At 71.9% G+C, this 24,475-nt stretch carries 17 protein-coding genes and 1 riboswitch; of the genes, 3 read left to right on the plus strand and 14 right to left on the minus strand.

Annotation, left to right across the window (positions count from 1 at the left end; all coding sequences use genetic code 11):
- Positions 1–278: 278 nt before the first annotated feature.
- From IE247_RS08150 to IE247_RS08190, 9 genes are all read right to left on the minus strand, one after another.
- Positions 279–1,028, minus strand: coding sequence for a LysM peptidoglycan-binding domain-containing protein (locus IE247_RS08150; protein WP_190122274.1), 750 nt, complete (start codon positions 1,026–1,028; stop codon positions 279–281).
- A gap of 3 nt (positions 1,029–1,031) precedes the next feature.
- A riboswitch (cyclic di-AMP (ydaO/yuaA leader) is annotated at positions 1,032–1,205 on the minus strand.
- Positions 1,206–1,461: 256 nt separating this feature from the next.
- On the minus strand, positions 1,462–2,565 hold the full coding sequence (locus IE247_RS08155) for a transglycosylase family protein (protein ID WP_190122275.1): 1,104 nt from the start codon (positions 2,563–2,565) through the stop codon (positions 1,462–1,464).
- A gap of 139 nt (positions 2,566–2,704) precedes the next feature.
- Entirely contained in the window at positions 2,705–3,988 is a 1,284-nt protein-coding gene (locus IE247_RS08160; RefSeq protein ID WP_229868859.1) for a cytochrome P450 family protein, read from the minus strand.
- 112 nt (positions 3,989–4,100) lie between these two features.
- Positions 4,101–5,075, minus strand: a complete 975-nt coding sequence (locus IE247_RS08165) for a nucleoside triphosphate pyrophosphohydrolase (RefSeq protein ID WP_190122276.1) — start codon at positions 5,073–5,075, stop codon at positions 4,101–4,103.
- Positions 5,076–5,197: 122 nt separating this feature from the next.
- Entirely contained in the window at positions 5,198–5,851 is a 654-nt protein-coding gene (locus IE247_RS08170; protein WP_190122277.1) for a SurA N-terminal domain-containing protein, read from the minus strand.
- A gap of 78 nt (positions 5,852–5,929) precedes the next feature.
- A complete protein-coding gene (locus tag IE247_RS08175) occupies positions 5,930–6,370 on the minus strand; it encodes a GtrA family protein (RefSeq protein ID WP_190122278.1) in 441 nt (146 codons plus the stop codon).
- A gap of 164 nt (positions 6,371–6,534) precedes the next feature.
- Positions 6,535–8,037 carry a serine/threonine-protein kinase gene (locus IE247_RS08180; protein ID WP_190122279.1) on the minus strand — a complete coding sequence of 501 codons (1,503 nt, stop codon included), beginning with the start codon at positions 8,035–8,037 and terminating at the stop codon, positions 6,535–6,537.
- The gene (locus IE247_RS08185; protein ID WP_190122280.1) at positions 8,034–8,873 is read right to left on the minus strand and encodes a hypothetical protein; all 840 of its coding nucleotides are present in this window, start codon (positions 8,871–8,873) and stop codon (positions 8,034–8,036) included. The genes IE247_RS08180 and IE247_RS08185 overlap by 4 nt, the downstream gene beginning before the upstream one ends.
- A gap of 158 nt (positions 8,874–9,031) precedes the next feature.
- Entirely contained in the window at positions 9,032–11,152 is a 2,121-nt protein-coding gene (locus tag IE247_RS08190; RefSeq protein ID WP_190122281.1) for an N-6 DNA methylase, read from the minus strand.
- 213 nt (positions 11,153–11,365) lie between these two features.
- Between IE247_RS08190 and IE247_RS08195 the strand changes: the two genes are divergently transcribed.
- Together IE247_RS08195 and IE247_RS08200 are read left to right on the plus strand one after the other, a co-directional pair.
- Positions 11,366–12,202 carry a DUF4352 domain-containing protein gene (locus IE247_RS08195; protein ID WP_229868861.1) on the plus strand — a complete coding sequence of 279 codons (837 nt, stop codon included), beginning with the start codon at positions 11,366–11,368 and terminating at the stop codon, positions 12,200–12,202.
- Between the two features lie 203 nt (positions 12,203–12,405).
- Positions 12,406–13,236 carry a hypothetical protein gene (locus IE247_RS08200; protein ID WP_190122283.1) on the plus strand — a complete coding sequence of 277 codons (831 nt, stop codon included), beginning with the start codon at positions 12,406–12,408 and terminating at the stop codon, positions 13,234–13,236.
- A gap of 31 nt (positions 13,237–13,267) precedes the next feature.
- Here the strand turns inward: IE247_RS08200 and IE247_RS08205 are convergent, their stop codons facing one another.
- The 4 genes from IE247_RS08205 to IE247_RS08220 form a co-directional block, all read right to left on the minus strand.
- Complete coding sequence (locus tag IE247_RS08205) at positions 13,268–13,984, minus strand: HNH endonuclease family protein (protein ID WP_373305531.1); 717 nt, start codon at positions 13,982–13,984, stop codon at positions 13,268–13,270.
- A 149-nt stretch (positions 13,985–14,133) separates the two neighbouring features.
- Entirely contained in the window at positions 14,134–17,664 is a 3,531-nt protein-coding gene (mfd, locus tag IE247_RS08210; RefSeq protein ID WP_190122285.1) for a transcription-repair coupling factor, read from the minus strand.
- 200 nt (positions 17,665–17,864) lie between these two features.
- A complete protein-coding gene (locus tag IE247_RS08215) occupies positions 17,865–20,441 on the minus strand; it encodes an ABC transporter permease (RefSeq protein WP_190122286.1) in 2,577 nt (858 codons plus the stop codon).
- On the minus strand, positions 20,438–21,226 hold the full coding sequence (locus tag IE247_RS08220; protein WP_190122287.1) for an ABC transporter ATP-binding protein: 789 nt from the start codon (positions 21,224–21,226) through the stop codon (positions 20,438–20,440). Before IE247_RS08220 ends, IE247_RS08215 begins: the two co-directional genes overlap by 4 nt.
- 376 nt (positions 21,227–21,602) lie before the next feature.
- On the opposite strand from IE247_RS08220, the gene IE247_RS08225 reads away from it, so the two are divergent.
- Positions 21,603–23,414 carry an MFS transporter gene (locus tag IE247_RS08225; protein WP_506005035.1) on the plus strand — a complete coding sequence of 604 codons (1,812 nt, stop codon included), beginning with the start codon at positions 21,603–21,605 and terminating at the stop codon, positions 23,412–23,414.
- 31 nt (positions 23,415–23,445) lie between these two features.
- Here the strand turns inward: IE247_RS08225 and IE247_RS08230 are convergent, their stop codons facing one another.
- On the minus strand, positions 23,446–24,333 hold the full coding sequence (locus IE247_RS08230) for a coiled-coil domain-containing protein (protein WP_190122288.1): 888 nt from the start codon (positions 24,331–24,333) through the stop codon (positions 23,446–23,448).
- Positions 24,334–24,475 lie beyond the last annotated feature (142 nt).

Consider the following 24,475-nt stretch of genomic DNA (forward strand, 5'->3'; position numbering starts at 1 on the left):
AAGAGCCTAACCGGCCAGCGGGTCACACCCGGCGGATGCCCGCCCCCTGGGACGAAAAAGCGCGTGAACTCAGGCGTCCGGGGACAGGTCCGAGGACGGTCCGGGGATGGTCCGGGGATGGTCCCGAGAGAAAAGAACCCGCGTTTACCGGCTGGTAACGAAAACGGGGACGAATAGCACCCCGGCCCGGCGCGTTCGGGGGAAGCGCGCCGGGCCGGGGTGGTCCACTGCTCCGGGAGCGCCTTTTCGCAAAGACGCTCCAGAAAGGGAGGGACGGGTCAGCTCAGGTCGAGCAGCTGGCCCGGGTAGATGACATCGGCGTCCTGGACGATGTCCTTGTTCAGCTGGAACAGCTCGCCCCAGCCGCCGTCGACCTTCTCGGCCGCGGCGATGGTGCTGAGGGTGTCGCCGGCCTTGACCTCGTACTCGCCGTCGCCCTTCTGGAAGCCCTGGACCTTGGCGGCGGGCTTCGACTGGGGCTGTGCGGCCTGCGGGGCCGGGGCGGGGGCCTGGGCGCGCTCGGAGCGGGTGGTCGGGACCTCGGCGCGCTGCTGCTGCGGCTGCGGCTTGGCCTGCTGCGGGGCCTGCTGCTGCGGCTTGGCCTGCTGCGGGGCCTGCTTGACCGGGGCCGGAGCCGGGGTGGTGCCGGTGTACGGGGTGTTGGAGAGGCCGACGCCACAGCTCGGCCACGCGCCCTTGCCCTGGCCCGCGAGGACCTTCTCGGCGGTCTGGATCTGCTGGGCCTTGGTCGCCTTGTCGGCGGTGGGGGCGTAGGCGGTGCCGCCGTACGCGGCCCAGGTGGAGGCCGAGAACTGGAGGCCGCCGTAGTAACCGTTGCCAGTGTTGATGGACCAGTTGCCGCCGGACTCGCACTGGGCGACCTTGTCCCACTCGGCGGCGGTGGCGGCGGACGCGGTGCTCGCGCCGATCAGCGGGGCGGCGACGGCCGCGCCGGTGACACCGGCGAACGTGACGACGCGGACAGCCTTGGACGGGCGACGGTGCTTGCCCTTGCCGGAAAACAGCATGGAACTTCTCCTCACCGACGCCTGCGAGGTGAGCTGTCGGGTTCGGGCCAAGTGAGTTGCCCGGCCGCGCGTCCTAGCGCGCGGCTTCACCCCAAGCCGGTTCCCGCCGTCGTCTCCAACGGCCGGTGCCCGGCGCTTACCTGGGTCCCCCGCTCCTGCCTTCGGCGCACTCAAGCGTCGATTCCCTTCGACCGACGGCAGGATTCGGCGTGACGGTCGACGGGGCCCGCGGTGGCGAGCGGTTCAGACCGTAGACGCAGCTCTCCCTGTTGTTCAAAGGAGCACAACGGGGAGAATCGCCCATCCCGTCACTCCGGTACCTGGCGTTTCCGCAGGTCGGGGATGGAATGGGCGATTCCACTTAACGTTTCGCATTCAATCCGACAAAGAGACGCTTGTCTCATTTGAGCAAACTAGGACAGAAGCGCCCTAACTACCCCTGCTGTGCGGCGAGGTCGAGGCTCTGGCCGGGGTGGATGAGGTCGGGGTCGCCGCCCACCGTCTCCTTGTTCTCCTCATAGAGGGCGTTCCAGCCGCCGTCGACCTTCTGCGCCTGCGCGATGGCCCAGAGGCTGTCGCCGGGCCGGACGGTGTACGCGCCGTCCTTCCCCTCTTCCGCCTTCTCGCCGGCCTTCCCTCCGGCCTTCCCCGCCGCCCCTTCTGCCTCTGTCGCGCCGGGCGCCTGAGTGACGCCGTCGCGGGCGGGGGAGTCGCCGCGGGAGACATGGCCGGGGTCGGCCTCGCGCTCGGTGACCGGGTCGCCGGAGGTGCTCGTACCCTCCGGGGCCTGCTCGCCCTGCCCGTCGGCGCGGGGCGGGCCGCCCGCGGCCGACCCGGCGTCCGCACCGGCCCGCTCGCCGGAGTCCGCGGTCCGCTTCGGGGCGGCCGGCTCCTTCGCGGGCTCGCCGCGGTGCTTGCCGGGGCCCTTGTCCTCGCCCTGGCCCTGGGCCTGGCTCTTGGCCGCGTCCTTGACGGCCTCGGTGGTGCCCTTGGCCTTCTCCCGGTCCGCGCCGGGGCCGGTGCCGCCCGCGCGGTCCGCGCCGCTGCCCACGCCCTGGGTCTCGGCGGGGGCCGGAGTGGCGGACTCCGTGGCGGAGCGCTCGGCCTTCTTCGGCTTGGCCGGGGCGATGGACCCCGTGCCGGTGCCGGTGGTGCCGGTGGTGCCGGTGGTGAGCCCGGCCATCTCGGCGCAGGAGGCCCACGCCTTCGCGCCCTGCGCGGCGAGGACCTTCTCCGCCACGGCTATCTGCTGCGAGCGGCTGGCGAGGTCGGCGCGGGAGGCGTAATCCGTACCGCCGAACGCCTCCCAGGTGGCCTGCGAGAACTGGAGCCCGCCGTAGTAGCCGTTGCCGGTGTCGGCGCTCCACGCGCCGCCGCTCTCGCACTCCGCGACCCGGTCCCATGTCGTGGACTCGGCGGCGGACGCCGATCCCGCGCCGAGCAACGGGATCGCGATGGCGGAGCCCGTCACCCCTGCCGCGACAACGAGGGCCGGAACCTGACGGGGTCGGCGATGTCGACCATTACCGGAGAGCATGCGGTTGCCTTTCGCCTGACTGCTTGAGACGGGGTGAACGTAGCCGCACTCCAACACGAGTCACAAGTCGATGCAGCGGAGATCACGCGAAAGTCACAACGGTGACGGGTCGTCAGTTCCGTGTGGGTTCAGTGTCGTTTCAACGGCTGGTGAACTCCACGGGCAGGGTGCGCAATCCACGCATAATCAGCCCGCCGCGCCATCTCAAATCGGCCGGATCGGCGGCCAGACGGAGGTCCGGCAACCTTCTGAGCAGGGTCGCGATGGCGGTTTGTCCCTCCAGCCTCGCGAGCGGCGCACCGAGGCAGTAGTGGATGCCGTGGCCGTATCCCAAGTGCTGATTGTCACGCCGGGAAAGGTCAAGAACGTCCGGTTCGTCGAACCGGTCGGGATCCCGGTCGGCGGCGGCCAGCACCACGAGCACGGGGTCGCCCGCCGCGATCCGCTCGCCGCCGATGACGAGATCCTCCGTGGCGAACCGCCAGGTGGCCACCTCCACCGGTCCGTCGTGGCGGAGCAGTTCCTCGACGCCGGTCTCCAGCAGCCCCCTCTCACCCGCCGCCAGGGACGCCTGGAGGCGCTCCCGCTCCCCCGGGTTGCGGAGCAGCGAGTAGACGCCGTTGCCGATGAGATTGACGGTGGTCTCGAAACCGGCGAAGAGAAGGATGAAGGCCATCGCGGCGGCCTCGTTCTCGGTGAGATGCTCGCCGTGGTCACTGGCCCGGATCAGCCCGGAGATCAGATCGTCCCCGAGGTTCTCGCGTTTGCGGTGAATCAGCTCGACGAGATAGCCGCGCATTTTCTTCACCGAGCGGGCGACACCGCCCCGGGGGCCGCCGCCGTGACGAATCATCATTCCCGCCCAGTCGCGGAAGTCGTCCTGGTCTTCGCGGGGAACGCCCAGCAGGTCACAGATGGCGTAAATGGGCAGCGGAAAAGCGAAATCATGGATCAGATCGGCCTCGCCCCGCTCCAGGAAACCATCGATGAGCTGATCGGTCAGTTCCTGCACCCGGGGCGCGAATTCGGCCACCGTGCGCGGGGTGAAGGCCTTGGACACCAGCCGCCGCAGCCGGGTGTGGTCCGGCGGGTCGATATTGAGCAGATGCGTCATCAGCTCGGCCTTGCGCTCTCCCGGAATACCGGTTTTCCCCTTGGCGTGCGCGGGCTCGTCGTGGTGCGCCGGATTCTTCGACAGCCGCTGGTCGGCGAGGGCCTGCCGGGCATCGGCGTAGCGGGTGACGAGCCAGGCCTCGACGCCGCTGGGCAGCTCGGTGCGATGGACCGGGGCGTGCTCGCGGAGCCAGGCGTAGGCCGGGTACGGGTCGGTGGCGAACTCCCAGCTGAAGAGTTCGGGGACGGGGCCGGGGGCCGGGGTGACGCCGGGGGCGGGGGTGGCGCCGGGGGCGGGGCTGCTGCTCACTCCCCGACGGTATCCGCAACGCGGGGCCCGGGCCCGCCCGGCCTCCGCCGGGGGTTCTCGTCCACCGGGGGTTCTCGTCTACCGGGGGTTCTCGTCTACCGGGGGTTCTCGTCTACCGGGCCGGCTGTCCCTCGGCCGCCCGGATCGCGTCGCGGTAGGCGCGGCCGGCCGCGCGCAGCGCCGTCTCCGGGTCGGTGCCGGACTCCTCCGCGCGTACGGCGAGGGCGAGCAGCTCGTACCCGATGCCCTCACCCGCGGGCGGCGGGACCGTGAGGCCCGCCTTGCGCGCCCGGAAGGCGAGCTTGGCGGCGAGCGCCAGACCGGGCTGGCCCAGCGGGACGCCGTCGGTGACCGAGTCGCGTTCCTTCTCGGCGGCCTTCATCCGCAGCCAGTGCGCCTGGACCTCCTCGGGGGTCTCGGCACGGGCGTCGCCGAAGACATGGGGGTGCCGGTGGATCAGCTTCTCCACGAGCGTCCCGGCCACGTCGTCCACGGAGAAGGGCTCCTCGCCGTCCTCCTCCGCGATCCGCGCGTGGAAGACGACCTGGAGGAGTACGTCCCCCAGCTCCTCGCGCAGTTCGTCGCGGTCGCCGTCCTCGATCGCCTCGACCAGCTCGTACGCCTCCTCGATGCCGTACTTGGCGAGGCCCTGGTGGGTCTGCTCGGAGGCCCAGGGGCACTCGGCGCGGATCCTGTCCATGATCTGTACGAGGTCGAGAAGCCGGGCTCCGGGGAGGTCGTAGGAGCCGGGGAGCAGCTCCAGATCGGGCATCGACTCCCGGCCCGAGCCCGCGAGGCGGGCGAGGCCGTCGGTGAGCGCCCGGTCGCCCTCTCCGGCGGCGAGGACGACGACGGTCGCGCCCTGGGCGCAGGCGTCGACCAGCTCCCGGGCGGTGGGCGAGGCGATCTCGATCTCGACGCCCGCCTCGCGGAGGTAGGGCAGCTGGGGGTGGGCGGCGTCGGCGCACAGCACCCGCCCGGCCGTGCGCAGGGTCTGCCACGCGGGCCAGGACAGCAGTCCCGGGGCGACGCGGTGGCTGGCGGTGAGCAGGACGATGCGGCCGGTGGCGGGGTGTTCTGTGGTCACCCCTCGAACCTACCTCGCGCCCGGCCCCCGGCAGGCCGGGGAGGTGCGGACCCCTGGCCGGGAAGGTGCGGGTCCCGGCTCGGGCGGCGGGCGGGGGCCGCGAGGCGGGTTCGGGGCGGCTGCTAGGCGCCGCTCGGCTCGGCGGGCGGGGGCTGCTTGGTGACCTGGGTGATCCAGGGGGCCTTGTAGTCGCCGAGTTCGAGCTTCTGGTCGTTCCAGCTCCCGAAGCGGGGGTTGACGTCGATGTCGAGTGTCTTGGCGGCGGCGGTGAAGGCCGCGTTCAGCCGCTGCTGGCCGTCGGGGCTGTTGGCCGCCCCGATGGACTCGGCGAGCTTGCCGACGAGGATGTCCCGGCGGACGGCTTCGTCGACCTGGCCCGGGGCCACCCCGCGCTGCTGGAGGTAGACCGCGGTGAGCTGCTGTTCGCCGCCCGCCTGCTGGGCGAGGACGACCCGGCCGTCCGCGACCTCCTTGCGGGTGGCGGCCACCCCGGCGTCGTCGGCTGCGCGCTCGATCACCCGGCCGACGATGAGGTCGTAGAGCTTGGCGCGGCTGAGCTGTCCGCTGTCCTTGATGAGCTGGGCCGACTGCGGGGAGCTCTGCTGCGCGGCGCGGACGTCCTTCACCTTCGCCTGGACGGCGGAGACCTCGATCCGCTCGCCGCCGACGACGGCGGCGGCGCCGGGGTGCGCCTGGTTGCCGCAGGCGGTGAGCAGGGGCGCGGCGGCGAGCAGCGCGGCGGAGACGGTGATCACAGTGCGACGGCGGCGGTGCAAAGGAGCCTCCCGGCGTGATTGTGCTGCGCTTCACAAGCCTGCGGAGTTGATGTTAGGCAGTCCGGGCGGCGCGGGCCACTACTTCGCCGCCACTGATTCGGCCGATACCGGCTCCGCCCGCTCCGGCTCGGCGCTCCGCCGTCGCCCGGGCTCCGGCCGGAGCATGATCGTCCGGGAGAGGAGGAAGGTGATCGGGATCGCGGCGGCGGAGGCGATCAGCGGGGCGTAGCGGCTGCCGAGTCCGAGCACGTCCACCAGGAGGTAGACGCCGGCCGTGGTCACGGCGAAGTTGGCGGCGTTGGTGAGCGGGAAGAGCAGGAACTTCCGCCAGGTCGGACGGGTCCGGTAGGTGAAGTACGAGGTCATGAAGAAGGAGCCGACCATGCTCAGCCCGAAGGCGGCGACATGCGCCGCCACATAGGGCAGCCAGTTCAGCAGAAGCAGGTACAGGCCGTAGTACGTTCCCGTGTTCACGGCTCCGACCAGGGCGAATCTCAGCAGCTGACCCCGGACTGTCATCGTCTTGCCAACTCCCCCGTGCGGTTTCCGTGTGTGTGCGTGTGCGGGACGGTCTCCAGCAGCGTGCCACACGTGCCGCCCCCGGGGGCGCGGGCGGCGGTGATGTGGCGGTGATGCCCCGACGGTGCCGCGGCGGCGGTGCCGCGGCGGCGGTGCCGCGGTGATCACGGGTTGTGGAACTGCCGCTGCCGCTCCAGCTGGCGGCGTACATCGGCGGCGAGCGGGTGGTAGGGGCCGTACGCCCGCTCCGCGTCGTACAGCAGCGCCTGGTACTGCCGTCCGGCGGCGGTGTGGTCGCCGACGGCGAGGAGCAGCCCGGCGATCCGGCGGCGTACGTCGAAGGCGCGGGCCGGGTCGGGACCGCTCTCGTGGTACGGCAGCAGGGCGCGGTACTCGGCGAGCGCCTCGGCCGGCTCGCCGAGCTGTTCCAGGCACTGGGCCGCGTCGTAGCGGAACTGGAGTGTCTGCGGATCGCCGGGTCCGGCCTCGGCGGTCCGGTCGTCGGCGAGTCTGCGCAGCTCGGGCAGGGCCCGGCGGTACTGGCCGTCGTCCATCAGGGTGGTGGCGTACTGCTTGCGCAGGATTCTGACGACCGGGGAGTGCTCGCCGTGCTCGGCCGCGGCGGCCGGGAGTATGCCGCCGAGGATGTCCACGGCCTGGGTGACTCCGCCCTCGCCGAGCAGACGCTTGACCTCGTCGACGGCGGCGGCGACATCGAGGCGGGGGGTGGCCGGCGGCCGGGCGGGCGGGGGCGCGGCGGCGCGGTCGGGCCAGGGTGCGAAGGGCCGCAGAAAGGGCCGGGTGGGGTCGAGCGGTCCACCGGCCGCGCCGCGTGCGGGCAGCATCGGGGTGAGCGCCTCGTACACCTCCTGCGCGTCGGCCGGGCGGTGCTGGGGGTCCTTGGCGAGCAGCCGGAGCACCAGGGCTTCCAGTGGCTCGGGTATCTCGGGGCGGAGTCCGCGGACGGGGAGCGGGGGTTCGTAGAGATGGCGGTGGAGGACGCCGAGGGCGGTGGAGCCGGCGAAGGGCACTGTGCCGCTGAGGAGTTCGTGCATCAGCACGCCGAGTGCGTAGAGGTCGGTGTACGGGCCGACCGCGCCGCCCATCGCCTGCTCGGGGGCCATGTAGGCGGGGCTGCCGATGGGCGAGCCGGTGTGGGTGAGACGGGTGGTGTCGGTGTCGATCACGGAGGCGACGCCGAGGTCGAGGACGACGACCGTGCCTTCGGGGGTGACCATCACATTGCGGGGCTTGAGGTCGCGGTGGACGATCGGGACGGCGTGCACGGCGGCGAGCACCGCGCAGAGCTGGGCGGCGACGGAGACCGCCCACTGCCAGGGGTAGGGCTCGTGCTCGGCGAGATGGTCGGCGAGGTCCGCGCCCTCGACGTACTGCATCACGAGATAGAGGTCGTCGCCGTCCTTGCCCGCGTCGTGGACGGTGACCAGCCCGGGGTGGGTGACCTGGGCGGTCACCCGGCATTCGCGGACGAAGCGGCGGCGGATCTCGTCGGCCCCGGTGGCGGCTGCCATCCGGTCGGGGCGCAGCAGCTTGACGGCGACGCGCCGGTCGAGCCGTCCGTCGTAGGCGGTCCACACCTGGCCCATGCCGCCCTGGCCTATGACGGTGGAGAGTTCGTATCTGTCCGCGATGACGCGTCCGTTCACCGCCCCTGCTCCTTGCGGAGATAGTCGCTCAGCTCGTCGAGTTCGGCGCGGACCTGGTCGATCCGGGGGGTGCCCGCCACGGGAGGCGGGGTGGGGTAGGCGACCGGATCGGGCTGCTGCTGGTGGGGCGGGGGCTGCTGTGGTGCCTGGGCGGTGTACGGGGAGGGGGCCGGGACCGTGGGCGGTGTGGCGGTGTACGGGGACGGGGCGGCGGGCGTGGGCGTGGGCCGGGGCGTGGGCCGGGCCGGGGGGCGGGGCGGCGGGCTCGCGGGGGCGGGCCGGTTCGACGGGTAGCCGTAGGCGGGGGGCCGGCCGGGCGGATAGCCGTAGCCGGGAGCGGGGGTGGCCGGTCCCTGGGGCGGGTAGCCGTAGCCGGCGGGCGGGTGCGGCGGCGCGGACAGCCCGTGGATCGGAGGGGTCACGGAGTACGGCGAGGGCTGCCCGGCGGCTGCCGGAAACGGCCGCTGGTAGTGGCGGATGTCCGCCACCAGGTAGTGCACCGACACCCCGATCGCCAGGGCGATCATCGTGAGCGCGGCGACGATGTCGAGGGGCGTCATATCGGCCGGCTCCTCGGACTTCGGGGAGTTGGAGGTGGAGCTGCTCTCCAGCTCGCCCAGGAGCACGATGATCCCGATCGCCGTCACGAAGGTGATTCCGAACAGCACCCAGTCGAGCCGCCGCCCGCGCACGATCGCGAGCCTGAGCATGGCGGCCCAGGAGAGCAGGCCGAAGCCGAGCAGGGAGAGCGCCACGAAGACCACGCGGAGCGTGATGAGAACCGCGGTGCCCGGTCGTCTGTCGGGGGGCTGCGGGGCATAGCCGGGGCCGTGCATTCCTGCTCCTGATGGCCTGGGGACGAGGCTGAGTAGGTGACGAGCGTATACACCGGCGGGGCCCGGGGCCCGTGGTCAGGGGGTCCGATGTCCCGCGTGGTGTGTCCCGACTCCCGGCGGGCCGGGGGCAGTCGGCCCCGGCCCCGGTCCGGCGGGGCTCAGCCGGGGCGCACGGTACCGTCCGCCAGGCCGTCGTAGAGGCCTTGCACCAGCTGCTCGCCGAGCCGGCCGGCGAGGCGCAGCGCGTCCTCGAAGGCGGCGAGCGCCCGGAAGTGCTCGCCGTAGCGGCGCTGTTCGGACGGCGACAGCCTGGGCAGCTGCAGTCTGCGGACGTCGAGCCGGGTCGCGCTGGAGGCGTAGCTGCTGGCCTGGCGGGTGTTGGCGGTGCCGCGCAGGAAACCGGCGAGGAACCAGACGTCGAGCGCGGCCGGGTCGGGGCGCAGCAGATGGAGGTTGCGGCCGAGGACCGCGCCGGCGGTCGCCTCGTCGATGACGCGGACGACGGAGCCGCCGCCGAGCACGGGGACGACGGCGTCGCCGGACTCGACGCGGACGAGTTCGTCGTCGGTTTCTTCGGCGAGGGCTCCGGAAGGGGCCATGCCGGTGAGGACGTCCTGCTCGGTGAGGACGGCCCCGGGGCCGCTGTGCCCGCCGGCGGCCGGGTGGACCGTGCCCGCGCGGATCAGCAGGGCCCCGGTCCTGGCCAGTTCGCCGACGGTGGTGGCGGGCCAGGGCGCGGGCTGCGCGGGGGCGGGCGGCGGCGGGGCCAGCTCCCCGGCGAGCCGGATGGTGTCGGTGAGCCGCTCGCGGACCCGGAGGAGTTCGTCCGCGCCGACGGCGGAGTCCGGCGACGGGACATGGCGGGCCGGGGCGAGATCCACGTCGTCGTCGAGGAGTTCGAGTACGGGGACGGCGAGGGCGGGTCCATGGCCGGTCCGGGTGCCGGGCCTGTCGCCGGGCCGGGTGTTCGGGTCGCCGGTCGGGGTGCCGCCCGTGTCGAAGGCGCGCCAGGCGTCGAGCACGGTCTGTTGGAGCGCGGGCCAGTCGAGCCGGTCTCGGCCGCCGGCCGCCGCGGCCAGCTCGGCGGTCTCCACCAGCAGCAGTTCGGGCGCCTGGGCCTGCCCCTGCTCGGGTTTGCGCAGCACCCAGAGGTGGAGCGGGATGCCGTAGGGCGGGGCCGCGCCGACGGGCAGGGCGATGACGGCCCGCAGCGCGCCCCGGCGGAGCAGTCCGGCGCGGACACGGCGGCCGGAGCGGCGGGAGGCGGCGGCGGGCGGCATCAGCAGAACGGCGGTGCCGCCGGGGCGCAGCCGGGCGATGGCGTGCTGCACCCAGGCCAGCTCGGATTCGGTGCGGGCGGGGAAGCCGTACTCCCAGCGGGGGTCGTAGGCGAGTTCGTCGTGGCCCCAGTTGCGCTCGTTGAAGGGCGGATGGCACAGGACGGCGTCGGCGGCCGTGCCGGGGAAGGCGTCGGCTCGCAGGGTGTCGCCGGAGCGGGCGCGGACGGCCGCGTCGGAGCGGAGCGCAAGGCGCAGCGCGGTGAGCGCGGTGAGGTCGGGGTCGGTGTCCTGGGCGTACAGCGCGGCGGGCCGGTCGACCGCGCCGAGCAGGGCCCCGGCCCCGGCTGCCGGGTCGAGGACGGTCGCGCCCTCGTGGGGGGCGGCGAGCGCGGCCATGAGGGCCGCGGGTCCCGGCGGGGTGAGGGTGTACTGCCGGAGGTTGGCGTCGAGGAAGCGGCCGAGCAGGAACTCGAAGGTCTGGCAGGGGCCGAGTTCGGCGGCGAGTTCGGCGGCGGAGCGCAGTACGGCGGTGGAGCCGGGTGCCTTCGCGGCCGAGCCGGGGGTGGATCGGGGGAAGGCGGCGCGGAAGAGCTGCGCGCGGTCGTCGCCGAAGCGGGCGGCGAGCACCGCTTCCAGCGCGGTCGGCAGCAGCTGGGCCGTCTCCTCGTCGGGGGCTGCCGCCAGCTCCTGCCAGAGGGCCGGCCTCTCGCGCACGAGCAGCAGGACGCAGCCGGTGCGGATGAGCGCGGTCGCGGTGGTCGCGGGGTGGTCGGCGAGCTGCTGCCAGACGCGTTCACGCAGGGGGACCTCTGCGAGTTTTCCCTGGTCACGCAGCCACTGCTCGACCTTGGTGAGGGGGAAGGAGGGGCTGGTCTCGGTGCCGCCGACGGGTTTGGGGAAGTCGGGGTGCCTGCGCCGCCAGTTACTGACGGCTGCCCGTCCGACGCCTGCCAGCCGGGCGATCCCGGCGGCGGTCACCTCGCTCGCGTTCTCCGGCATATGGCCGCCTCCGTCATCCGTCGCCGCTGGTCAGAATCCCTTTGTTGTGTCATCGAGCATACCCGTCACACATGGATCCACGACTTCACAGCACGGAGTTCACTCAATCTTGTGAACCGTGTTGACTCGGTTCACAGCCTCTGTTCTTATTGACCTATCACCACGGGGGCTCCCCACAGGGCCCGATCACCCGCCATGTCCGGGAGGACACTCATGTCACACGCCGCGCCGCAGCCCCAGTACGACGGAAGCCAGCCCTACGGGCAGCACCCTCAGCAGTACGGACACCACTCCCCGGCCCCCCGGCCGATGCGCAACGGCCTCGGCACGGCCGCGCTGATCCTGGGCATCCTCGGCGTCATCACCGGCCCGATCCCCCTGATCTTCTGGCTGGGCGGCACCCTCGGTCTGATCGCCCTGATCCTCGGACTGGTCGGCCGGGGCCGGGTGAAGCGCGGCGAGGCCAACAACAAGGGGGTGACCACCATCGGCGCGATACTCGGGCTCCTCGCGATGATCGGCGCGACCATCGGCGCGGTGATCACCTTCAAAGCCGTGGACGACGCGGTCAACGAGCTGGACAACTCCATGAGCGCGAGCAAGGAGCCCGCGGCCGGCTCCGACGGCAAGGACGAGAAGAAGGGGAAGGGGAGCAAGTCCGGAGCCCTCACCGCCGGGGAGACCGCCCTCTACAAGAACGGCCTCAAGATCACCGTCTCCGCCGCGAAGAGCTACTCCCCCAGCGAGTACGCCGCCGGACACACCGCCGGCAACAAGGCGTACGAGGTCTCCGTGACCCTGGAGAACACCGGCGGCGAGAAGTTCGAGACCGGGCTGCTGACGACCGACGGCCGAGCCGGCGCGGACGGCGTCGCCGCCGAGCAGATCTTCGACGACAAGATCGGCTCCGGCGTCACCGGCACCATCCTCCCCGGCAAGAAGTCCACCGGCAGGTACGCCTTCTCCGCCCCCGCCGGCACCAAGGCCCTCTCGGTCGAGGTCAGCCCCGGCATCCTGCTCGACGCGTCGGTGTGGGAGCTGTCGGTCTGACGACCGCGCCCGGCGAAGGACAGCGCCACCGTGAGGGAGTTCGGCGGGCGGTGACCGACCGGGGGGGCCGGTACACCGCGCCCGGGGCGATGCGAAGATCCTTAACGTCCAGGTCAGACCCGGTTTCCCGCTTTGTGCCACCGCGCGGGACCCACGGTCAGGCAGGCCGCCCGTCCCTCAGCCCCCGCACCACGGAGAATCCGATGCCCGTCAGAGCCCTCCTTCCCTCCCGCCGCCGCACCGCGGTCACCACCACCGTCGCAGCGCTCGTTCTCGCCCTCGGCGCGGCGGGCTGCGGCGGAAACGCGAAGGACGCCGAAGAGGCGAAGGGGACGGCGGAGCCGGGGAAGAAGAAGGAGAGCTCCGCGCCGTCGAGCGCGGACCGGATATGGGCCGAGCGAGGCGTTCCGGCGTTCAGGGCGCTCAAGGCGGCCTCGTCCGCCACCGTCGACCTGTCACTGGACACCGACGAGGGACAGATGCGCGCCAAGGTCCGGAGCAACCGGCAGAACGAGTGCCTGACCGTCATGGCCTTCGCAGGCCGGGGCACCCTCCAGCTGATCAGGACGCGTGACAACGGCGCCTATCTGAAGGTGAACGAGAAGCACATCAGGGCCAACGCGCGAGGGAAGAGCCCCGAGCGGGTGGAAGCCGACATCAAGCTGTTCTCCGACCGCTGGATGGAAGGGGACCCGTCCGCGCCGCAGGTTCAGAAGAGCCTTCAGCTCTGCGACTTCGGCCAGAAAATCGCGCAGCCGCCCGCCGGCCTGACGGGCGCTCCCGAGCCCCGGAAGGTCAGGGAGAACGGCCGCGAGACTCTCGTCTTCGCCATCCGGGACAAGGACGCGCGCTTCATGGTGCAGGTCACCGCCGAGGGCAGGCCGACCGTGTTGAAGTTCGAGCAGACCGGTGGCAAGGATCCGTTCACGGCACTCTTCTCCGGCTACGGGGAGCCGGTCCGGGCCGTGCGACCGGCCGAGAAGGACATCCTCACCAAGGACACTCTGACCAAGGAAGCGGCGCGGCTCGGCTGACCGCCGGCCGTCCGGCGGCGACCGCCGCCCGCTACTCGCACTGGGCGAGCATCGCCCTCTTGTCCGCCGGTGTCACCGGCATCTCGTAGGCGAGTGCCACCTGAGAGATCCGCACCGCGTAGGAACAGCGGATCTTCTTGTTCGGCGGCAGCCAGGACGCCGGCCCCGAATCGCCCTTGGAGCTGTTGGACGGACCGTCCACCGGCAGCAGATTCAGCGGGTCGTTGGCGATCCGCCGCCGCTTCTCCGCGGACCAGCGAGCCGCGCCCATCTGCCAGCTGTACGAGAGGGGAACGACATGATCTATCTGAACCGCGGCGGCCTTCCGCTTGCGCCACTCGATGGAGGTCCCGGTATAGGGGTCGTCCAGGGTCAGTGCGACGACCACGCAGTCGGAGCCGGAGCGGTAAGCCAGCTCCCGGCCGTCCCGTGCGAGCAGGTCGTTGCGGGTGTCGCAGCCGTTGCGGGCCAGCGGGACCCCGTCGGCGGTGTCCATCCAGGCATGGCCGAAGCGGGAGCGCTCATACCCCGTCTTCGGTCCGCGTCCCTTGGTCGCCACCTTCTCGATCAGCCGGCGGGCGGCGGCCCGGTCCGTGCTGGAGGCCAGGGGCGCGAGCCCCGGACCGGTGCCCCTGGGGTTGGCCAGCGGGCTGGTGCCGGCCGATGTGGAGCCTCCGGCCGAGGGACCGTCGGTCTCGCATCCCACGAGAGCCGCCGCCGTGGCCAGTGCCAGCAGGCAGCCGATGATCGTACGGGGTCGTGGGACCCGGGCTTCGTTCACCTCCGCAGCCTACTGACCAGCGCTCAGAACAGCTTCCACCAGGGCTGATCGAGCACTTCTCCCCGGCCGTCGCGGCGGCTGTCGCGACGGCCGGGGAGAGCTCGGCGGACCGCCGGTCAGGATCCCAGGATCGTGGTCAGGAACTCCCCGGTCCAGCCGAGCAGCTCCCGTCCCACCACCGGCTTGCCGCCGATCTTCCCCGTGGTGGGGCGGGGCACCAGCACCTGCTTCGCGGCGGGCTTGATGACGGTGCGCGGGTGCAGCCGCTTGAGCCGCAGTTCCTGCGACTCGCGCAGCTCCACCGGAGCGAACCGGATATTGCTGCCCTGGAGCACGATCTCGCCGACCCCGCAGGCCCTGGCCAGCATCCGCAGCCCCGCCACCAGCAGCAGATTCTCCACCGGCTCCGGCAGCTTCCCGTAGCGGTCTACCAGCTCGTCGCGGACCGCCTTGATGTCCTCCTCCGTGTTGGCGGAGGCGATCGCCCGATACGCCTGGAGCCGCAGCCGCTCGCCGGGGGCGTAGTCGTGCGGGACATGCGCGTCCACCGGAAGCTCGATCTTGACCTCCAGCGGCGCTTCCTCCTCCACCCCGCCCTCCAGCGAGGCCCGGTAGTCGGCGACCGCCTCGCCGACCATCCGGACGTACAGATCGAATCCGACACCCGCGATATGGCCCGACTGCTCGCCGCCGAGGAGATTGCCCGCGCCCCGGATCTCCAGGTCCTTCATGGCGACGTACATGCCCGCGCCCATCTCGGTGTGCTGGGCGATCGTCGCGAGCCGCTCGTGCGCGGTCTCGGTGAGCGGCTTCTCCGGCGGATAGAGGAAGTAGGCGTAGCCGCGCTCACGGCCACGGCCGACCCGGCCGCGCAGCTGGTGCAGCTGGGAGAGACCGAAGTTGTCGCCGCGCTCCACGATCAGCGTATTGGCGTTGGAGATGTCGATGCCGGACTCGACGATCGTCGTGGAGACCAGCACATCGAACTTCTTCTCCCAGAAGTCCACCACCACCTGCTCCAGCGCCGACTCCGACATCTGGCCGTGCGCGGTGGCGATCCTCGCCTCGGGGACGATCCCGCGCAGCCGGGCGGCGGCCCGGTCGATGGACTCGACCCGGTTGTGGATGTAGAAGACCTGGCCCTCACGGAGGAGTTCACGGCGGATGGCCGCGCCGATCTGCTTCTCCTCGTACGGCCCGACGAAGGTGAGCACCGGGTGGCGCTCCTCCGGCGGGGTGGTGATGGTGGACATCTCGCGGATGCCGGTCACCGCCATCTCCAGCGTCCGGGGGATGGGGGTGGCGGACATGGTCAGCACATCGACGTTGGCGCGCAGCTTCTTCAGCTGCTCCTTGTGCTCGACGCCGAAGCGCTGCTCCTCGTCGACGATGACCAGACCCAGGTCCTTGAACTTCGTCTCGGACGAGAAGAGCCGGTGGGTGCCGATGACGATGTCGACCGCGCCGTCCCGCAGCCCTTCGAGGGTCGCCTTCGACTCGGTGTCGGACTGGAAGCGGGAGAGCGCCCGCACCTTGACGGGGAACTGGGAGTACCGCTCGGAGAAGGTGCCGAAGTGCTGCTGCACCAGCAGGGTGGTGGGGACGAGGACGGCGACCTGCTTGCCGTCCTGGACCGCCTTGAAGGCGGCCCGCACCGCGATCTCGGTCTTGCCGTAGCCGACGTCGCCGCAGATCAGCCGGTCCATCGGGACAGTCTTCTCCATGTCCTCCTTGACCTCGGCGATCGTGGAGAGCTGGTCGGGCGTCTCCACGTAGGGGAAGGCGTCCTCCAGCTCGCGCTGCCAGGGGGTGTCCGGGCCGAAGGCGTGTCCGGGGGCGGCCATCCGGGCCGAGTACAGCTTGATCAGGTCGGCGGCGATCTCCTTGACCGCCTTCTTCGCACGCGCCTTGGTCTTGGTCCAGTCCGCGCCGCCGAGCCGGTGCATCGTGGGGGCCTCGCCGCCCACGTACTTGGTGATCTGCTCCAGCTGGTCGGTGGGGATGTAGAGCCGGTCGCCGGGCTGGCCGCGCTTGGCCGGGGCGTACTCCACGACCAGATACTCGCGGGTCGCGCCCTGGACGGTGCGCTGCACCATCTCGACATAGCGGCCCACGCCGTGCTGCTCGTGGACGATGTAGTCGCCCGTCTCCAGGGTCAGCGGGTCGATCGTCTTGCGGCGGCGGGTCGGCATCCGCTGGCCGTCCTTGCCGGCCGCCTTCTGGCCGGAGAGGTCGGTCTCGGTGAGCACCGCGAGCTTGAGGCCGGGGTCGATGAAACCGAATTCGATGGAGCCCCGGGAGACATGGACGACGGCCGGGTCGATGGCGGTGAGGCTGGGGTCGAGCCGGGCGGGTACGCCCTCGCCGCCGAGGACTTCGACGGTACGGGCGGCCGGGCCCTGGGCCTCGGTGACGAAGACCGTGCGCCAGCCCTCGGCGAGCCAGCCCTTGGTGTCGGCGAGCGCCCGCGCGGTGTCGCCGCGATAGGACTCGGGGGCGTGCATGCCCAGCTTGATCGTGTCCCCCGACAGCTCCTCGTCGGCGGCGAACGGGGAGATGGACCACCACATCATGTCCAGCTCACGGGCCCGGTCCCGGACGTCCGCGATCCCCCGCAGAGAGGCCGCGCCGACATCGATGGGGGCCTCGCCGCCACCCGCCGTCGCCGCCCAGGACGCGTGCAGAAACTCCTGGCTGGTCGCGACCAGGTCGGCCGCCCTGGTGCGCACCCGCTCCGGGTCGCAGACCACCGCCATCGAGCCCTTGGGCAGCACGTCCAGCAGCAGTTCCATCTCGTCCACCAGCACCGGGGCGAGGGACTCCATACCCTCGACCGCGATCCCCTCGGCGATCTTGCCCAGGAGTTCGCCCAGCTCGGGATGGGCTTCGGCCAGCGCCGCCGCCCGCCGCCTGACCTCGTCGGTGAGCAGCAGCTCCCGGCACGGCGGGGCCCACAGTCCGTGCTCGGCGACCTCCAGGGAACGCTGATCCGCGATCTTGAAGTAGCGGATCTCCTCGATGTCGTCGCCCCAGAACTCCACCCGCAGGGGGTGCTCCTCCGTCGGCGGGAAGACATCCAGGATCCCGCCGCGCACGGCGAACTCACCGCGCTTCTCGACCAGCTCCACCCGGGAGTACGCGGCCGCCGCCAGCGCGTCCACGACCTCGTTGAGATCGGCCTGCTGCCCCGTGCGCAGCGCGACGGGCTCCAGCTCGCCCAAGCCCTTCACCTGCGGTTGCAGTACCGAGCGGATCGGCGCGACGACCACCGACACCGGCCCGGCCGCCGGATCGTCCGCCGAGGGGTGCGCCAGCCTGCGCAGCACCGCGAGCCGGCGGCCCACCGTGTCCGAGCGCGGCGAGAGCCGCTCGTGCGGCAGGGTCTCCCAGGAGGGGTACTCGACGATGCCCTCCTCGGGCAGCAGCGAGCGCAGCGCCGCCGCGAGGTCCTCGGCCTCCCGCCCGGTCGCGGTCACCGCGAGCACCGGGCGCCCGCTGTCCCGCGCCAGCGCGGCGACCGCGAAGGGCCGCGCCGCGGGCGGCCCCACCAGATCGACATGGGCACGGCCCGCGCCCCGGGCGGCCCGCACCGCTTCGGCGAGCGCGGGGTCGTTGACGACGGCATCGAGCAGACCGTGCAGGCTCATGAAAGGGTTTCCCTCCCGGGAAGGCAGAGCGAGGGGCAACGCGAAGGGCCCGACACGTCTCACGGGCCGGGGTCCTCCAGCGTACGCCCGCCCCCGGACCCCCCGCCCGCCGAACCACACCCGCCGCACCCGCCCGAAAAGCTCCGGGAAGCTCGTGGCGAGCCTCCCGGAGCCGGGTTCTTCGTGTCTCCGCGGTGGGGCTATTCGGTGGCGATCGCGTTCAGGACGTTCATGCGGCCGGCGCGGAAGGCCGGGACGAGGGCGGCGAGGAGGCCGACGAAGGCGGAGGCGATGAAGACGGTGGCGATGGTGGGCCAGGGGATTTCGAGGAGTTTGAGGCCTTCGAGGGCGAGAAGTTGTTGGGCGGCGGTGCCCCAGCCGAGGCCGAGGGCGAGGCCGAGGAGGGCGCCGAAGAGGGCGATGACGACGGATTCGAGGCGGATCATGCGGCGGAGCTGGCGGCGGGAGAGGCCGATGGCGCGCATGAGGCCGATTTCGCGGGTGCGTTCGACGACGGAGAGGGCGAGGGTGTTCACGACGCCGAGGACGGCGACGATGATGGCGAGGGCGAGAAGGCCGTAGATGATGTTGAGGAGCTGGTCGATCTGCTCCTGGAGGCCTTTCTTGTAGTCGGTCTGGTCGCGGACCTTGTACTGGGGGTAGTCCGCGAGGGAGGCCTTGAGGGAGGCCTGGGCCTGCTTGGTCTGGCCGTCCTTGGCGGTGGCGAGAAGCATGTAGTCGCGGGGCATGTGCTCGGCGGGGATGTACTTCTCGGCGGTGGCGATGGAGATGTATTTGACGCCCTGGTCCATGGCGCCGCCGTCGGAGGTGATGGCGGCGACCTTGAGCTTGGCGGTGCGGCCCTTCTCGAAGGCGAGGGTGAGGGTGTCGCCGACCTTGACCTTGTGGCGGGTGGCGTAGTCCTCGCCGACGGATATGGAGTCGGCGCGGTAGGCGTCGGCCTGCTCGCCGTCGACCATCTCGCGGCGCAGGTCGCGCGCGTAGCTGGGGTCGGTGGCGACGATGCTCTCCAGGGCGGTGCTGCCGTCGTCGGCGCTGACCTTGGCGAGGACGTCGCGGGAGCGGGTGATGTGGTCGATGCCGTCGGCCTGGCGCAGGGCCTTCTCGGCCTGGGGCACGATCCGCTGTCCGCTGTCCGACTGGACGATGAAGTCCGCGCCGACGCTGCGGTCCAGCTCGTCGGTGGCGGAGGCGACCATGGACGCGCCGACGACGGAGAGGCAGGCGACCAGGGCGAGGCCGATCATGAGGGCGGCGCCGGTGGCTCCGGTGCGGCGGGGGTTGCGCAGGGCGTTGCGTTCGGCCATCCGGCCGACGGGGCCGAACATCCGCAGCACGAGCGCGCCGAGCGCCCGGACGACGAAGCCGGCGAGCAGGGGGCCGATGACGATGAAGCCGAGGAGGGTCAGCAGCACTCCGACGCCCAGGTAGAGGGAGCCTTCGGCGGCCTTCTCGGTCTGGGAGGTGGCCAGCAGGGCGGCGGCGCCCGCGCCGGTCAGAAGGAGGCCGAGGGCGGCCCGTACCCAGCCGGGCTTTCCGTCGGCGGGGGTGCCGGCGTCGCGCAGGGCGGCCATCGGGGAGACCCGGCCGGCCCGGCGGGCGGGCACATAGGCGGCGAGGACGGTGACGATGACGCCGAGGGCGAGCCCGACGGCCGGGGTCGTCCACTTCACCGTCAGATCGCCGGTGGACAGCTCCATGCCGATGGAGCCCATGATCTTCATCAGTCCGACCGCGAGGCCGACACCGGCCGCGACGCCGGTGAGGGAGCCGACGACGCCGAGGAAGAGGGCCTCGACGAGGACGGACCGGTTGACCTGCTTGCGGCTGGAGCCGATGGCCCGCATCAGGCCGATCTCGCGGGTGCGCTGGGCGACCAGCATGGAGAAGGTGTTGACGATGAGGAAGATGCCGACGAGGAAGGCGATCCCGGCGAAGCCGAGCATGGCGTACTTGAGGACGTCGAGGGACTTGCCGATCTCGTCACGGCCCTCCTCGGTGGCCTCTTCGGCGGTCTTGATGGTGAGCTTGCCGCCGCCGAGCGCGTCGGCGACGTTCTTCTTGAGGGTCTCGTTGCTCACCCCGTCGGCGGCGGTGATCCCGAGATAGGAGAACCGGCCCTCGGCCCCGAGCAGCGCCCGCTGGGCGGTGGGGAGGTGGAGGTGGAAGATGGCCGCGCCGGGGTTGGTGACCTTGAAGGAGGCGATGCCGCTGATCCTGGCCCTGACGTCGCCGTTGGCGGTGATGACGCGCAGCTCGTCGCCGAGCTTGAGCTTGTGCTTCTCGGCGGTGTCGGCGTCGACCATGATCTCGGTGGGGCCCCGGGGCGCGTTGCCCGAGGTGATCTCCATGGACTTGAGGTCGTTCTCCGTCCAGTTGCCCACGATGGTGGGCGGGCCGCCGGACGGGCCCACGTCCTTGTTGTCGGCGTTGACGACGGTGACGGCCATGCTGTTGACCGCGCCCTCGGCGAACTCCACCCCCTCGGCCGACCTGGCCTTCTCCAGGGCGGCGGCGGGCAGCGTCGTGGGCTTGCCGCTCCGCTCGGCCGCCTCGTCGCCGTCGCTCTCGGCGGGCCGGACGGTGACATCGGTCGCGGTGACGGCGAAGAGCTTGTCGAAGGTGGTGTTCATCGTGTCGGTGAAGACGAGCGTCCCGGACACGAAGGCCACGGACAGCAGCACGGCCACGGCGGAGAGGGCCATGCGGCCCTTGTGCGCGAAGAAGTTGCGCAGGGAGGTCTTGAAGACGGTCACGAGGTACGCCCCCGGGCGTCGAAGTCCTTCATGCGGTCGAGCACGGCGTCGGCGGTGGGACGGAACATCTCGTCCACGATCCTGCCGTCGGCGAGATACAGGACGCGGTCCGCGTAGGAGGCGGCGACCGGGTCGTGGGTGACCATGACGATGGTCTGGCCCAGCTCGTCGACGGAGCGGCGGAGGAAGCCGAGGACCTCGGCGCCCGCGCGGGAGTCCAGGTTTCCGGTGGGCTCGTCGCCGAAGATGATCTCAGGCTGGGCGGCGAGCGCCCGGGCGACGGCGACGCGCTGCTGCTGGCCGCCGGAGAGCTGGGTCGGCCGGTGCTTGAGCCGCTCGGAGAGGCCGACCGTCGACACGACGCGGTTGAGCCAGGCCGCGTCGGGCTTGCGGCCCGCGATGTCCATGGGGAGCGTGATGTTCTCCAGGGCGTTGAGCGTGGGCAGCAGATTGAACGCCTGGAAGATGAAGCCGACACGGTCCCTGCGGAGCTGGGTGAGCTTCTTGTCCTTGAGCCCGGTTATCTCGGTGTCGTCCAGGTGGATGGTGCCGGAGGTGACGGTGTCGAGTCCGGCGAGGCAGTGCATCAGGGTGGACTTGCCGGAGCCGGAAGGCCCCATGATCGCGGTGAACTGCCCCCGGGCGATGTCGACGTCGACATGGTCGAGGGCCACGACTCGGGTCTCCCCCGCGCCGTACGCCTTGACGACCTGCCGTCCACGCGCGGCGACGGCCGTGCGCCCTCCGGTGTCCCCGTGCCGGGGAATACTCACAGCCGTTGTCACGAGATGTCTCCTATTTTCGTTGCCTGTATGGGTATTGCCGCGTGTGTACGGGACGGGTGTCGCCGTGTGCCACTCAAGTCTGTCGACGGGGGCGCTCCGGCGCGCTGGTGCCCAGCGCAGTCTTGAACCGGGGGTTTTCCCCACCCTCCGGCGATGCGGCCCGTACCCCCAACAACGTAAAGAGCCCGGCCCGCCCGGCACGTCGTCCCTCGGGACGAACACGCCCCGGCCGTTCGCGAGGGGCGCCCCCTAGGGGCCACGGGCTTCAGGAGGCGTCTTTCCTCGGGGTTCACGCCCTGCCGTCGCGCCGACCTCAAGTGAGAGGGTGTCCCCGGCAGGAATAGGTGCAGGGGGAAAGGGAATTGGCGTGGGGGAGATACCGAAGCTGTCCGTGCCCGGGCCGGCGGCCACCGAGGCGGCGGACGAGGCCCGCTCGCGCAAGGCGGTGGTCGCCGCGCTGATGACGGCGATGGCGCTCGCCTCGCTCGACGGCACGGTCGTGTCGACCGCCGTCCCGCAGATCGTCGGCGACCTCGGCGGCTTCTCCGTCTTCTCCTGGCTCTTCGCCGGCTATCTGCTCGCCGTCACCGTGACACTGCCGGTGTACGGGAAGCTCTCCGACACCTTCGGCCGCAAGCCGGTCCTGATCGCCGGCATCGTCCTCTTCCTCATCGGCTCGCTGCTCTCCGCGCTCGCCTGGGACATGGCCTCGCTGATCGCGTTCCGGATCGTCCAGGGGCTGGGCGGCGGGGCGCTCCAGGGCACGGTCCAGACGATCGCGGCGGATCTGTACCCGCTGAAGGAGCGCCCGAAGATCCAGGCCAGGCTGTCCACCGTGTGGGCGGTGTCGGCGGTGGCCGGACCGGCGGTCGGCGGGCTGCTCGCCACCTACGCCGACTGGCGCTGGATCTTCCTGATCAACCTTCCGGTGGGCGCGGTCGCGCTGTGGCTGATCACCCGCCATCTGCGGGAGCCCGGCCGCGACCGGGCGCGCGCCCGCGCGGCGGCGGCCCTCGCGGAGAAGGACCGTACGCCCTCAGGAACGACCTCAAGCACACCCTCCGGCACACATTCCGGTACGCCCTCCGGCACGCCTTCCGGTACGGAGGAGATCCGCGCGGAGGGTACGAGGGGCCCCGGCGACAGCAGGGGCCCGGGCGGTACGAGCCGCCCCGGGGGTACGAGCCGCCCCGGCGGCACGACAGGGCCCCGCCGTCGTACGCCCCGGTCCCGGGCCTGCCAGTCCTCCCGGGCCTCCCGGGCCTCCCGAGTCGACTGGCCCGGCGCGCTGACGATCTTCGGCGCGGGCGCGGCGCTGCTCACCGCGCTCGTCCAGGGCGGTATCGCCTGGCCCTGGTTCTCCGCGCCCTCGCTCGCGCTGCTGGGCGGTGGGGCCGTGCTGGTCGTGGCCGTCGTCCTCGTCGAACGGCGGGCCGCCGAACCGATTCTGCCCGGCTGGGTCTGGCGGCGGCCGGCCATCGCCTCGGTCAATCTGGCGCTCGGCGCGCTCGGGCTGCTGATGATCGCGCCGATGGTCTTCCTGCCGCTGTACGCCCAGTCGGTGCTCGGTCTGGGGCCGGTGGCGGCGGGGTTCGTGCTGTCGGTGATGACCCTCAGCTGGCCCATCACGGCGGCCCTGTCCAGCCGGGTGTCGGACCGGATCGGCGTCCGCCGGACCGCCATGACCGGCATCTTCCTGGCCGCGCTCTGTCTGGCGGCCTTCCCGCTGCTCCCGCACCCCGCCGCCCCCTGGCAGCCGGCCCTGCTGATGCTGCTGCTGGGCGGGGCGCTGGGAATCTTCCAACTCCCGCTGATCGTGGGGGTCCAGGGAGCGGTCGGCTGGTCGGAGCGGGGCACGGCGACCGCGTCCATACTCTTCTACCGCCAGATCGGGCAGAGCGTCGGCGCGGCGCTCTTCGGCGCGGTGGCCAACGCGGTGCTGGCCTCCCGGCTGGGCGGCGCGGGCGACCTGGAGTCGGTCTCGCGCTCCCTGGAGGACCCGGCCTCCCTCACCGCGGAGGCCGCCGAACGGCTGCGGCTCGCGGTGGACGCGGCGGTCGACCATGTGTACGTCGGGGCGGCGTCCGCCGCCGTCGCCGCCCTCCTCGTCCTGCTGTTCATGGCCCCGCGCCACTTCCCGGTGGCGGCCGACGAGCCGGATCAGGACCCGGCCCCCCGAACCGCCTAAAGCACGGGAAGCACTGGAAGCGCGAGAAGCACTACTCCCCGGCGGGGGCCCGGCCGGTCAGAGCGGCGAGGCTGTCGCTGATGTGGGCCATGTGCGCGTTCATCTCGTCCCGCGCCTCCTCGTGCTCGCGCAGCAGCCGTTCCGTCTCACGGACCGTGCGCTCCTCGCTCATCCGCGCCTGGGCGAGCAGCTCCGCCGCCCGGGCCTCCGCGTCCTCCTGGCCGTGGCGGGCCTGCTCGCGCCCCTCGGAGAGTACGCGTGCGGCCTCCTCGACGGCCGTCTCGGCGAGGGTCGTCAGCTCGGCGTGGCGGATGTCCAGCTCCGCCTCGCGGGCGGCCAGCTCGCGCTCCTGCGACTCCCAGCGCTCGGCCTGCCCCGACTCCAGATCGGCGAGGAGCCCCTCCGCCCGCAGCCGGGTCTCCTGCCACACGGAGAGCGCGTCGGCACGCCGGACCTCCGCCTCGGAGCGGGCCTGGCCGAGCCGTTCGGCCGCCGCCTCCCCGGCCGTCCCGAGGATCTCCTCCGCGCGCGCGTCGGCGGCGGCCCGGACCCCGTCGGCCTCCTCGCGCGCCGCGTCCCGCAGCCGTCGCCCGTCCTCCTTGGCCGCCTCAAGCGAGGCCAGCGCCTCCCCGCGCGCCGCCGACCGGACCTCCGACGCCTCCTCCTCCGTCAGCGCCAGCAGCTCCCTGGCCCGATCGCTCAGTGAGTCGTAGGTCTGCGGCCGCAGCGCCCCGACCGCCTCGCGGAGCCGGGCCGCCTCCGCCTCCATCTCCTTGGCGAGCACGGTCAGCCGGGCGGCTCTCTCCCAGGCGTCGTCACGGTCCTTGGAGACGGCGCTGACATGGGCGTCGGCCGTCTCCATGCGGTAGCCGCGGCGTACGACGGCGAAGCCGTGAGGCGATACCGATTCAGCGCTCATCCTTGGAGTCCCTTTCCAGATCCACAACGATGCATTACGCGATTGTGCTCATATCCTTCCGGATACAAAACAAACGCTCATAACGCGACACTGTGGCATCAGGCAAAAGAAGAAAGCGAACGGGGCGTCCGGTCCATGACGA

Origin of the sequence: Streptomyces inusitatus (assembly GCF_014651115.1) — a bacterium.
Classification (GTDB): Bacteria; Actinomycetota; Actinomycetes; order Streptomycetales; family Streptomycetaceae; genus Streptomyces; species Streptomyces amakusaensis.